At 44.1% G+C, this 13,150-nt stretch carries 11 protein-coding genes; 6 read left to right on the plus strand and 5 right to left on the minus strand.

Annotation, left to right across the window (positions count from 1 at the left end; genetic code table 11):
* Positions 1-164: 164 nt before the first annotated feature.
* A complete protein-coding gene (locus tag MHB56_RS19700; RefSeq protein WP_341143895.1) occupies positions 165-1,640 on the plus strand; it encodes an amidase family protein in 1,476 nt (491 codons plus the stop codon).
* Between the two features lie 36 nt (positions 1,641-1,676).
* Positions 1,677-2,204 (plus strand): NAD(+) diphosphatase, encoded by a 528-nt coding sequence (locus MHB56_RS19705; protein WP_339281749.1) that lies wholly within the window; start codon positions 1,677-1,679, stop codon positions 2,202-2,204.
* Between the two features lie 86 nt (positions 2,205-2,290).
* Here MHB56_RS19705 and MHB56_RS19710 read toward each other — a convergent pair whose 3' ends face one another.
* The 5 genes from MHB56_RS19710 to MHB56_RS19730 form a co-directional block, all read right to left on the minus strand.
* Positions 2,291-3,979 (minus strand): glycoside hydrolase family 13 protein, encoded by a 1,689-nt coding sequence (locus MHB56_RS19710; protein ID WP_076186774.1) that lies wholly within the window; start codon positions 3,977-3,979, stop codon positions 2,291-2,293.
* Positions 3,980-4,013: 34 nt separating this feature from the next.
* The gene (locus MHB56_RS19715) at positions 4,014-4,835 is read right to left on the minus strand and encodes a carbohydrate ABC transporter permease (RefSeq protein WP_175617388.1); all 822 of its coding nucleotides are present in this window, start codon (positions 4,833-4,835) and stop codon (positions 4,014-4,016) included.
* On the minus strand, positions 4,832-5,698 hold the full coding sequence (locus MHB56_RS19720) for a carbohydrate ABC transporter permease (protein WP_076186771.1): 867 nt from the start codon (positions 5,696-5,698) through the stop codon (positions 4,832-4,834). Before MHB56_RS19720 ends, MHB56_RS19715 begins: the two co-directional genes overlap by 4 nt.
* An 82-nt stretch (positions 5,699-5,780) precedes the next feature.
* Positions 5,781-7,037, minus strand: coding sequence for an ABC transporter substrate-binding protein (locus MHB56_RS19725; protein WP_341143896.1), 1,257 nt, complete (start codon positions 7,035-7,037; stop codon positions 5,781-5,783).
* Positions 7,038-7,188: 151 nt separating this feature from the next.
* Positions 7,189-8,193: a LacI family DNA-binding transcriptional regulator gene (locus MHB56_RS19730; protein WP_076186767.1), complete on the minus strand. Its 1,005-nt coding sequence runs from the start codon at positions 8,191-8,193 to the stop codon at positions 7,189-7,191.
* A gap of 403 nt (positions 8,194-8,596) precedes the next feature.
* Between MHB56_RS19730 and MHB56_RS19735 the strand changes: the two genes are divergently transcribed.
* The 4 genes from MHB56_RS19735 to MHB56_RS19750 are packed head-to-tail and all read left to right on the plus strand — an operon-like array spanning position 8,597 to position 12,385.
* Complete coding sequence (locus MHB56_RS19735; protein ID WP_076129560.1) at positions 8,597-9,550, plus strand: AraC family transcriptional regulator; 954 nt, start codon at positions 8,597-8,599, stop codon at positions 9,548-9,550.
* A gap of 6 nt (positions 9,551-9,556) precedes the next feature.
* Complete coding sequence (locus MHB56_RS19740) at positions 9,557-10,633, plus strand: Gfo/Idh/MocA family protein (protein ID WP_076129559.1); 1,077 nt, start codon at positions 9,557-9,559, stop codon at positions 10,631-10,633.
* 51 nt (positions 10,634-10,684) lie between these two features.
* Positions 10,685-11,416, plus strand: coding sequence for a ThuA domain-containing protein (locus tag MHB56_RS19745; protein WP_076305643.1), 732 nt, complete (start codon positions 10,685-10,687; stop codon positions 11,414-11,416).
* Positions 11,417-12,385, plus strand: coding sequence for a sugar phosphate isomerase/epimerase family protein (locus MHB56_RS19750; protein WP_036680409.1), 969 nt, complete (start codon positions 11,417-11,419; stop codon positions 12,383-12,385).
* The last annotated feature ends 765 nt before the right edge of the window (positions 12,386-13,150 follow it).

A 13,150-nucleotide genomic window follows, 5' to 3' on the forward strand; every position in this document is an offset into this window, starting at 1 on the left:
TTCCCTCCCGGAAAAATTTAACTTCGAAAATACCCTATCATCTGTAGCCGAGGGAGTCAAATAGCTGAATATAACTATAGTTAAACTCTCCATATTATTGAGGTGAAATTTTGTGGTAGGTTTATACTAGAGGCAATTTTATTTTTTTGGAAGGAGTTATTCGTATGAAGAATAAACTTCAGGAATGGATTATTGAGACGGATATAATTAAAATGCAAGAGGCTCTGGAAGCAGGTTTAATTACCTCAGAGGATATAGTTCAAGTATATCTGGAGCGGATCCAAAAATACGATATAGACATAAACTCTATTTTAGAAATAAATCCAGAGGTTATACAAATCGCGCGAGCACGCGATAAAGAACGAGCAGAAAAAGGGAGCCGCGGGAGCCTGCACGGTATTCCTATTGTATTGAAGGATAATATAGACACCGCGGATAAGATGCATACGAGTGCCGGTTCTGTAGCTTTAGCTGGATCAATTGCGGCAAAAGATTCATTTGTAGCGGCCAAGCTTCGATTGGCGGGGGCTATTTTACTTGGGAAGGCGAATATGTCGGAGTGGTCTAATTTTATGTCTAGTACAATGCCTGCGGGATATAGCTCGCGGGGCGGGTTTGTACTGAATCCGTATGGACCTGGGACGGTATTTGTCAGTGGTTCCAGCTCTGGGCCTGCGGCAGCCGTAGCAGCGAATCTGGCAGCAGCAGCGATCGGAACGGAAACCGCAGGATCTATTGTCGGTCCAGCCAGCCAACATGCTCTTGTCGGAATCAAACCTACGGTGGGATTAGTGAGCCGTTCTGGAGTCATTCCTATTTCAGTAAGCCAGGATACCCCTGGGCCTATAGCTAGAACGGTTACAGATGCGGCAATTATTTTAGGGGCGTTAACCGGAGTGGACGACAACGATTCAGCAACATTTTCAAGCGAAAAATACGCTTATACAGACTATACTTCAAGTTTAGATAAAAGCTTTATACGACAAGCAAGAATAGGTATTCCACGGCATTATTATAAGCATTTAGACGCTGAGAGGCTTGCAATTATGGAAGCAGCTATCTTGACCTTGAAGAATGAAGGGGCTACCATTATAGATCCTGTCACAGTACATGTTGAACAACAGAATTGGAATAATGATGTGATTTGTTATGAATTTAAAAAAGGGCTCAACCAGTATTTAGCACAAGTAGATGATTCCGTTCCGATTCACTCTTTGCAAGAATTGATAGCCTATAATGAAAGACATGCTGAGATTGCCCTGCGATATGGGCAAGACACCCTGACGAGATCAGAAGAAGTAACTTTAACTGAAGAAGTCTATCAAGAGAAGAAACAAGAATACAAGGAATTAGCACTTGAGCAAGGAATAGATTATGTGTTGGAACAATATGGTTTAGACGCCTTATTGCTGCCTGGTGATGTAGATGGCATGTATATTGCGGCACGCTTAGGTTATCCATTAGTTACCGTTCCGGCGGGATATGTATCTCAAGGCATTATTGATGCGGATGGGGATTCGACCAAGGGACCTTTTGGTGTTGTTTTTTCCGGAAAAGCTTATAGCGAGCCTACGCTCATAGCCTTAGCATACGGGTTTGAACAAGCTACGTATCACCGGATTCCTCCTCAATTGGAGTAGAATTAGGCTAACTTAGAATAGAAGGAAGCGATCAGTTTGAAGTATTGCCTGGAATGTGGGACAGAGTTAGTAATGAAAGAAAGTGAAGGGGAAGGGCAGGTACCTTATTGCAATGAGTGTGAAATGTTCCGATTCCCTATTTTCAGCACGGCGATTAGTACAGCAGTATTAAACAGGGAGAAAAACAAGATTTTATTAATTCAGCAATATAATCGGCCAGACTATATATTACTCGCAGGATACGTGAACAAAGGTGAAGATGCGGAAACGACTCTCGTACGTGAGGTAAAAGAAGAGGTAGGACTTGATATTGTCGCTTATGAATATATGCGCAGCTTGTACTTCGCACCATCCAATACGCTAATGCTGAATTTTATAGGTGTTGCAGATTCGGAGGACTTGAGCCAGGTGAGTACTGAGGTTGATCATGCTGAATGGTTTACCTTGGAAGAAGCCGCCAGAGCGATTAAAAAGAACAGCCTAGCCGAAACCTTCTTACTGGCGATTATTGAGAAATTGAACGCGGGACAGGTACAGGTCAATCCGGTAAAAGGAACGGTTTAAAATGTAAGTCTATAACTCAAAAGTGTTTATGAAAAAGCAGAAAGGAGCCCGGAGGCTCCTTTTTGTTTTTTCATGCAAGGGGGTACTTAATTAAGCTTATACACACGAGCTTCATAAGGACGAAGCTGAATTGTGTTTAGTTCTTCTTCTGGATTTACTTCGTAGTTGGCAATAAGCAATTCCTTCGCTTGGAATTTCACAGTAGAAGGAAGTTCGAAGGTCGCGGGCTCTCCGAAGAAATTCAATACAACCAGTAGCTGTTCTTCTCCAAGAGTACGCAGATAAGCATATACCTGTTCATTCTCCTCAGCCAGAATTGTATAACTTCCGTATACGATAATCTCATGCTGCTTACGCAGCTCAATTAGCTTCTTATAGTAGTGGAAAATAGAATCGGGATCTGCCAGAGCCTGCTCCACATTAATATCTTCGTAGTTAGGGTTCACAGCCAGCCACGGTGTGCCGGTGGTGAAGCCTGCCTGCGGTTCCGAGTTCCATTGCATCGGCGTACGGCCATTGTCCCGACCTTTGATGTAAATGGAATTCATGATTTTTTCTTCCGAGTGACCGGCAGCCAAGTATTCCTTATACATATTTAGAATTTCAATATCCTTGTAGTCATCGATGGAAGCAAATTGTACATTTGTCATGCCGATTTCTTCACCTTGATAGATGTAAGGTGTACCTTGGAGTGTGTGAAGCAGTGTTGCCAGCATTTTTCCAGACTCTTTCGGGAACAGCTTATCATCCCCAAAGCGGGATAACATACGCGGCTGATCATGGTTGTTCATATACAAGCTGTTCCAACCCTTACCGTCCAGTGCAACTTGCCACTTGGAAATAATGGACTTAATGTCCGCCAGTTTCCAAGGCTGTACATTCCATTTACCTCCAGCACCGGAATCGACATCCATGAGCTCGAAATGGAATACCATGTTCAGCTCGTTTCGATCCTCGGAAACATACAGTGAAGCTTCTTCTGGAGTAACATTAACAGCTTCGCCCACTGTCATGATATCGTACTTGGATAGCACCTCACGGTTCATTTCCTGCATATATTCATGTACGCGGGGACCGTTAACGAAATAGTCTCCACCGAAGTGGTAAGTAGGCTGTTCTACGTTACTTTCCGTAGAAACGCTAGGTAATTCCGGTACTTTGGAGATCAGGTTGATCACGTCCATGCGGAATCCGTCAATTCCTTTATCCAGCCACCAGGTCATCATATCATAGATTTCCTGGCGCAGTTTTGGATTGTCCCAATTCAGGTCTGGTTGTTTTCTGGAGAAGAGATGGAGGTAATATTCTTCCGATTTCTCATCCAATTCCCAAGCCGATCCGCTGAAGAAGGAGCCCCAGTCGTTAGGCGGCTGTCCGTCCTTACCAGGACGCCAGATATAATAATCACGATAAGGATTATCCTGCGATTTGCGGGACTCCACGAACCAGGCATGTTCATCTGAGGAATGGTTGACCACAAGGTCCATAATCAGCTTCATGCCGCGGCTGTGAAGTCCAGCTAGCAGTTCCTCCCAATCGGAGAGCGTTCCGAAATCATCCATAATACTTTGATAATTACTGATATCATAACCGTTATCGTCATTAGGCGACTGGTACACTGGGCACAACCAGACTACGTCGACACCAAGATGATTTAGATAATCGAGTTTCGAGATAATCCCTTGCAGATCACCAATGCCATCCCCGTTACTGTCTTTGAAGCTGCGGGGGTAAATTTGATACACTACGCTTTCTTTCCACCATTTCTTATCCATGTATAACTCTCCTATCTCTCTATATAAATCTTAGTTATTTAATGGATCCAGATGTTAGTCCGCTGATAATCCATTTTTGCGCGAACAAATAGACGATGAGCATCGGGGTTAATGCGAGCAGATATGAAGCAAATGCTAAGTTAAAATCCGTGCTGAACTGGCCCTGGAAGACATATTGTACAAGCGGAAGCGTGTAGGAATCTTGATCTCCGAGCAGAACCAGCGGTAGCATAAAGTCATTCCAAGTCGATAAACAAGACAGGATACCGATTGTTGCACTGACAGGAGCGAGGAGTGGGAAAATAATCTTCCAGAACGTTCCGAAGGTCGATGCGCCATCTACTGTAGCCGCTTCTTCCAATTCATACGGAATGGAGCGGATATAGCCGGTGTATACAAAAACGTTAAAGGCCAGACCATAAACAACGTATAGAATAATAATCCCTACAATATTGTTCATGTGCAGATCCGTTGTCACTTTGACCACAGGCAGCATAATAATCTGGAAAGGGATAAACATAGCACTGATAAAATAGAAGTAAAGCACTTTGAAAAATTTCCGCTTCATATTACGTGCAATAGCATAGGCTACCATGGAGTTGGTAAGCAATATGAACACAACAGTCGTAATAGTAATAATGGTGCTATTTCCTAAAGCATTGAAGAAATTCGTTGCCTTAATCGCATTGGCGAAGTTCTCAAAATGCAGGCCAGTCGGCAGCGAAAAGATAGATTGAGCCATTTCTTCGGGATTCTTGAGCGCGATGGCAATAGTCATGTAAAGCGGAAAAAGAATCAGCAGTGAGCCTAGGGCGATAAGCGTCGTTACAGGCCAGTTGGTTGATTTTTTAATCATAAGTCCATCTCCCGTTTCTGCAGAAATTTAAGCTGAAGGGCGGAGATAACGACGATCACGATAAAATAAATCACGGCGTTCGCCGATTGGTAGGCAAATTCTCCGCCTTGGAAGCCGCCTGTGTAGATTAAGTGGGCAATGGATTGAGTTGAACGTCCTGGTCCCCCACCTGTCAAAGCAACGATTTGGTCGAATACCATCAGGCCGCCCTTCATCGCGAGCACCATATTGATCGTGAAGAAGGAAGCAAGCATTGGAAAAGTAATGCTCCAGAATTCTCTCCAGCGGCTAGCGCCGTCCAGATTGGAAGCTTCGTAAAGATCATGAGGAATGGTCTGCAGACCCGCCAGATAGAGAATCGTGTTATAAGCAATCCCCTGCCAAACGGCTACAATGACGATACCGATCCAAGCCCAGTCCGAGTTACCGAGAATGTTCTGTGATAAAAATTCACTGCCGAGTTTCGCACCCCAAATAGGGAATACATTAGCGAACAAGTAGTTAAAAATAAAACCGACAATCAATACGCTAAGGATATTAGGAAGGAAATATACCCCGCGGAAAAAGTTTTTGGCTTTAATTTTCGCATTTAGTCCTAACGCAATCAACAAGCTGATGATGTTGATAAGAATAGTGGTCAGGATGGCATATTTAAAAGTGAACACATATGAATTCAACACATTTTCGTCTTGAAAAATGTTGACGAAGTTCTTAAATCCTACGTAATCAAAGCTGTCACTAAAGCCGTCCCAGTTTGTGAACGAATAATATATACCCTGCAGTGCAGGAAAGGTATGAAAGGCAAAGAAAAGAAGTAATGCCGGTATAGTCATCAGATAAAAGGCGACTCGGCGTTTGGCCATCATGTAATCCTCCTCATTGTAAAAGCGAAAGAGAAGAGGGGAAGCCCCGTTCTCTTTCGCGGTTCATGTTTGTCTGATCTGGTTATTTCCGGTCAGCTACTTTATCCCATTCTGTATCAAGCTGTTTTAGGTAAGCATTAATATCTTTCTTTTGTAAGAAGGCTTGGTTGATGGTTTCAACTTTCATTGCACTTGGAATGTAGTGGTCAGCAAAGTCAGCGAGTTTACCTGCTTCAAAAGATGCTTTGAATCCGTCCATCGTTGGATCATCCTGTGTTACACCTTGTACTGCTGGGAATGCTTTTTGTTCGTTGATGTATAGGGTGACATTCTCAGGTTGAAGTAGGAAGTCAATGAATTTCTTGGCTTCTTCTTTATGTTTAGTGTTCTTGGAAATAGTCAGTAATGTGTCTACGCCAGAAATGACCTTAGCATCGGCAGCATCATTTGTCGCTGGGAACGGGAATACGCCAAGTTCAATGGATGGATTGGCTTTCACGATTTCTGGAATCGCCCATACGCCTTGCAGGTACATTGCTGATTCGCCTTTAGCGAATGCTGTGTTGCCGTCATTGTAATTCTTTCCAAAGATATCTTTCTGTCCGTATTCCGTCAGCTTAAGCAGTTTTTCGGCAACCTCGTTAAAGCTGTCTGCGAAGGTTACAGTGCCTGCTGTACGCTCCTTGAAGAAATCATTACCTTTAATGATCGTTGAGAGGGAATTGAAAGGTGTAAGTGTTGTCCAAGCATCCTTAAAAGTCAGATAGAAAGCATTCTTACCGCTATCTTTGAACTTTTGAGCGACAGTCATGAACTCATCCCAGGTTGTTGGTACGGTAACGCCCGCTTCAGCGAACATCGCTTTATTGTATATGACCCCACTTGCATTGGAGGAGAATGGAAGAGCATTCAACGTGTCTGTACCCGTCAGGTCTTTCATCATTTGGACATAGGCAGGTTGAATATTCTTAGCTAGCGGATCAGAAGTGAAGTCTTCAAACAGACCGCTTGCGGATAAAGTTTTGTAGGTGTCGGTGGCACCCATACCCACGACATCAGGAATGTCTTTTTTAGCCGCACGAGTCTTCAGCACAGTTTCAGCATCCGGCGGGTTCACTTGAGTGACTACGATGTTCGGATTGGCTTCATTAAATTTCGCGACTAGCTTGTCGAAGGTGGCTTTGGCTTCAGACTTACCTTGGAAGAATTCGACTTTTACCTTTTCACCGGAGGAATTCCCACTGCTATTTGTGCTGTTGTCAGCCGCGTTATTGCCACAGGCGCTAAGCACGGACATAGCCACTAGGCTAACCACTACAGGTTTGATTGTTTTTTTCATGATAATTCCTCCTAATAATTTGTTATTCTGATGATGAAGAGAAGGGTAAACGTTTACTCTGAACATATACTTAATAGATATTCTGCTACTTATAGGCGGAGGATATACATTAAGATAAAGAGTAAACGTTTACGTTATATTGACAAAAGACTTAGGTAAGTGTTCTTACCGTTTGTCTTTCCACAATTAGGTGGTCGACGATTCTGCTATTCACAGTCTCGCCCGTTTCAATCATTTGGATCAGTTTTTCCACAGCGATCTTACCAATATCGTACAGTGGCTGACGAACTGTAGTTAACGGTGGAATAACCATTTTAGCCATTCCGAGATCATCGTACCCCATAATAGAGATATCTTCAGGAACGCTTAAACCATATTTGATGACAGTGGAAAGGGCGCCAATCGCCATTTCGTCACTAGCGGCAAAGACGGCAGTGAGATCAGGAGCTTGATCCAAGAGAGCTTCCATTGCAATACTCCCACTTTCATAATGAAAGTCTCCAAAAGTTAGATAACGGCTGTCAAAAGGTATGCCATTTGCTTCAAGTGCTTTACGATATCCCTCAGCTCTGGGTGCACCCGCAATAATATCGTTTTGATCTCCGCTGATCATGGCTATTTTTCTGTGACCTTTAGAAATTAAGTAAAGGATAGCATCATAGGCAGCTTGGTAATCATCTACTTTTACGTAAGGTACACTGGCAAATTCCGTTTGGGAAGAGACCAGCACAACTGGGATTTTCATGGTTTCTAGCACATCGTAATATTCTTTCTTCAAGACTTCACTTGAAAAAATAATGCCATCGACTTGCTTCTCTCTGAGCAACTGCAAATACTTCAGCGTTCGCTTACCATCCTGATCGGTATTACAAACCATCACACTGTAATTTCGGTCATTGGCCAATTCCTCAATGCCTTTAAGCAGATTGGAGGAGAAAGCTCCGGAAACACTTGGAAACATTACACCTATAGTCTGCGTACGCTTATTGATTAGGCCACGAGCAATCGCGTTAGGTTGATAACCAATTTCTTTGATCGCCTCATTTACCTTTTGTTTCGTTTTGTCCGAATACCCACTTAAATTGTTTAGCACGCGAGAGACCGTGGCAATGGAAACGTTCGCTTTCTGTGCAACATCTTTAATCGTTGGGTTCATTCCTATGAGCTCCTTAAACTACGGTTATCCTTGAATTAAACGCTTACGTAGTGAATAATGAATTTATATTCAACGAACAACGTAAACGCTTACCCTGAATATAAATCCTGATAGGTATTTTTGTCAACTGTACTTAAATATAAAAAAATGATCAAAGCTACGTAAAACCAAGAGTTCTTTTAATAGAATGAAAGCGATACATATACCAAAAAATTACTTAAAATAATGGAGAGAGCACAGTTTAGTTTTAGGTGATAACTTGATTGTACAGATCATTTGTACATGTAATTGACAAAAGAATATTGGAGGTCTAACATTTAGAGAGTAAACGCTTACGTAAAACTTTTAAATATGGCATGCAAGCCCTGGTTTTAATGATTTACTCGGATAAGGAGTTGTATTTATGAATATTTATCTCGAGATTCCGGATGTGGATAAGCACTTTCCTTACCGCAGTTTACTTTGCAATGGTGATACGTTGTGTTATCCGCATTGGCATAAAGAAATTGAAATTATCTATGTTACCAAAGGAAGCCTGAATCTGGGAATTAATGATACCCCTATTCACATGGAACAGGGCGAGGTTCAGTTTATCAATGGTGGGGATGTGCATTATTTTCTCTCTTCCCCTGAGAGTGAACGGGTAGTGATTCAATTTGACCTGAATTTGTTTCAAGAAGTAGCCGCTTTGAACGGTAATGACTACTCACTTCGTGAGGTCTTTACGCTTATGGAGTATTCCAGTTCTAGATGGCCCGTGGCAACTGCCGCGAAGGTCAAAGGGCTGATTGAGAGTATTTACGAGGAAGATGTACAGCGAAGAGAAGGGTATGTTTTTCTAATCAAGGCTAGATTATTTGAACTGCTGACCGTTATTTTACGTGAGGTACCGAAAAGTCCGATCAATAAACAGCCTAAGTTCTCAGAAGATACACTGAATCAATCGAGGGAAACACTGGAGAGACTAGAGCGGATTTTTATTTATGTGGAGCAGCATTATCAGGAGGCTATTTCGCTGAATGAGGTAGCTAATTATATGGGTTTTAGTCCTTATTATTTTACCAAATTGTTCAAGAAAAACACGGGCATGACCTTTATCGCGTTCTTAAACGAATACCGGCTTAACAAAGCCAAATGGATCTTGATCAATGAAGATCTGCCGATGTCTGCCGTGGCGGAAGCAGCCGGGTTTGGCAGCGTGAAGACCTTCCATCATTTTTTCAAGGAAGCAACGGGGATATCCCCGCTGAAATACCACAAGACAATATTCGGGAATAATACAGCAAGATTACAGGAAGAAAGCCCTTCCTCAGATTTGTATGATAGAGATATCAAAACAGGAATAAGTGGAGGTTAGACCAGAATGACTTTAACAGTAGGAATTATCGGCTGCGGAGGTATTGCGAACGGCAAGCACATGCCAGCGTTAAAAAAAGTAGAAGGTGCGCGAATGGTTGCTTTTTGTGATATCGTCGCTGAACGTGCCGAGAAGGCAAAAGCGGAGTTTGGAGATGAGCAGTCCGTAGTTTACACAGATTATAAAGAGCTTCTTAACGATGCAAGTATAGATGTGATTCATGTATGTACGCCGAACATTTCCCATGCGGAGATTTCCATTGCGGCTATGGAAGCAGGCAAACACGTAATGTGTGAGAAGCCGATGGCTAAAACCACGGCAGAAGCACAAGCGATGATCGAGGCCTCAGAGCGAACTGGGAAAAAGCTGACCATCGGTTATCAGAACCGTTTCAGACCAGATTCAGCTTATCTGCATGCGGTATGTGAGAATAATGAGCTTGGTGAGATCTATTACGCCAGAGCTAAGGCTATCCGTCGTCGCGCTGTCCCAACTTGGGGTGTGTTTTTGGATGAAGAAGCGCAAGGCGGCGGTCCGTTGATTGATATCGGCACCCATGCGCTCGATTTGACCCTGTGGATGATGGATAATTACAAACCTAAATATGTCGTGGGCAACGCTTATCATAAGCTGTCCGGTCGTAAAAATGCTGCAAATGCTTGGGGCCCGTGGGATCCTGAGAAGTTTACAGTGGAGGATTCCGCCATTGGATTCATCACTATGGAGAATGGGGCTACCATCGTCTTAGAAGCAAGCTGGGCACTGAATACACTCGATGTCGGTGAGGCCAAAACGGTACTTTGTGGAACTGAAGGCGGAGCAGATATGGAGAAGGGTCTGCGCATTAACGGAGAAGCCTACGGTAAAACCTTTGAAAAGCATATCGGTCTGGATGCCGGTGGCGTCGACTTTTATGATGGTGCAGGAGATGATCCTGCGGTGATAGAGGCAGCTCAGTGGATTGACAGCATTGTAAATGACACCGAGCCTGTAGTGAAGCCGGAGCAGGCGTTGGTTGTGACTCGCATCTTGGAGGCTATTTATAAATCCTCTGAAACTGGAATGCCTGTGTTTTTTGAATAATCAAGCAAATTCGAGGGTCATAGATAAATATGAACTAGGAGCGTGTCTCAAGTGACAAGAGTAACCGTATGGAATGAATTCCGTCATGAACGTCAGGAAGAAAGAATTCTTAAGGTCTATCCGCAAGGTATTCATGGACAACTGGCAAGTTTTCTTCAAGAGGCAGGACTGGAGACTCAGACAGCTACGCTGGATGAACCAGAGCACGGACTGACGCAAGAGGTATTGGATAACACGGATGTACTGATCTGGTGGGGACATATCGCCCATCATGAAGTAAGTGATGAGATTGTAAATCGTGTACATGCACGAGTGCTGCAAGGTATGGGACTTGTAGTGCTTCATTCGGGCCATATGTCCAAAATCTTTATTAAATTAATGGGCACCAGCTGCGATCTGAAATGGCGTGAAGCTGAGGAGAAGGAGCGTCTGTGGGTCATGGACCCAAGTCACCCGATTGCTGAGGGCATTGGTGAATACATCGACTTGGAGCAAGAGGAAATGTACGGTGCGCATTTTGATGTGCCAGCACCAGAGAGTCTTGTATTTGTCGGCTGGTTCGAAGGCGGCAACGTCTTCCCAAGCGGATCGACCTACCGTAGAGGCAGCGGGAAGATCTTTTATTTCCAGCCTGGTCATGAATCTTATCCAACCTATTACAACAAGGATATTCAAAAAGTTATCATCAATGGCGTGAACTGGTGTGCACCAACGAAACGTGACTATCCGGTTTACGGACATTCTGAAGCCTTAGAGCCTATCAAAGAAAAGGTGGTCGTATAAATGAAATTAGGCGTATTTGATCCTGTATTTGGAAGCTTGAGTCTTGACGAGATGTTAGATAAAATCGCCGCCGCAGGTTTGAATGCGGTAGAGATCGGCTCGGGCGGTAATCCCGGTAATGCTCACTGTCCGACAGATGAGCTGCTTGCGAGCGAGTCAGCACGTCAAGAATATTTGGAAAAGTTCACGAAGCGTGGCATTATGATCAGTGCCTTCAGTTGCCATAATAACCCGATTTCACCAGATAAAGAAGAAGCCCGCGCCGGGGATGAAATTCTCCGTAAATCGATCAAGCTGGCTTCACTCATGGGTGTTAAGGTCGTGAACACTTTTTCGGGAACGGCTGGGGACAGCGATGAGGCAAAAGCACCGAACTGGCCAGTCACACCTTGGCCTACCGTGTACAGCGACATCAAAACCTGGCAGTGGGAACATAAGCTGATCCCTTACTGGAAGGAAATCGGCAAGCTGGCCGAGGAGCATGGCGTTAAGATCGGCATCGAGCTGCATGGCGGCTTCCTGTGCCATACTCCTTATACGATTTTGAAGCTTAGAGAAGCAACCTGCGATGCTATCGGAGCTAATCTGGATCCGAGCCATCTGTGGTGGCAAGGTATTGATCCTGTAGGTGCTATCAAGATTCTCGGTAAAGCTGGCGCGATTCACCATTTCCATGCCAAGGATACTTACTTGGATCAAGACAACATCAATATGTATGGTCTGACCGATATGCAACCTTATGGCGATGTGCAGACCCGCGCATGGACCTTCCGCTCCGTTGGTTGCGGTCACAGCATATCTGAGTGGTCAGATATCATGAGCGCGCTGCGCACTTACGGTTATGATTACGTGGTGAGTATCGAGCACGAAGACCCTCTTATGACGGTTGACGAAGGCTTCCAACGTGCAGTAACCAACTTGCAATCCATTCTTATTCATGACCAGCCTCAGGGTATGTGGTGGGTGTAAGGTCGAATTAGAAAGCCTTGATTCTCTATTTAGAGAATCAAGGCTTTTTTTGCGTGTAATGGGGATGGAGGGAGAGCGGGAGGGGAGAACGGAAGAACGGAAGAACGGAAGAGCGGAAGAGCGGAAGGGAGTAGAAACGAGCTGACAAAGAGATAGGGAGGAGGTAGGGACGAGTAGTAGCTAATAAGAAACGAACTAGAAACTAACCAACTACCAATCAAAAATGAACTAGTTTGCTAACGGACTCAGATGCAGCTATTCGCGTGTTTTAGGCCTTTTTGAGCAAATTTTGGACCCGAGAGACCTTATTGGTCCTAAAAGCAAGGAATTCGAGGTGTTTTGAGCAAATAACTGCGCTGGAGTCCGATAGCATCTCAAAACAGCAAATTTGTTGCAAATAGGGTCTCTGGAGTCCGCAACTAATACGCTAGCTGATCTTCGATGGTAAAAACGTAGTTAGTTTGGTGTTAGAGCGTTAGGAGCGTGGTGGGGTGTGGGAGTAGATAACTGTGCTAACGGACTCAGATGCAGCTATTCGCGTGTTTTAGGCCTTTTTGAGCAAGTTTCGGACCCGAGAGACCTTATTGGTCCTGAAAAGCAAGAAATTCGAGGGTATTTGAGCAAATAACTGCGCTGGAGTCCGATAGCATCCCAAAACAGCGCAATAGTTGCAAATAGGGTCTCTGGAGTCCGCAACTTATGCGCTTATGCGCTAGCTGATCTTCGATGGTAAAACCGTAGTTAGTTTGGGGCTGGTGCGTTGAG

The sequence above is a fragment of the Paenibacillus sp. FSL H8-0315 genome (genome assembly GCF_038005365.1).
Classification (GTDB): Bacteria; Bacillota; Bacilli; order Paenibacillales; family Paenibacillaceae; genus Paenibacillus_AQ; species Paenibacillus_AQ odorifer.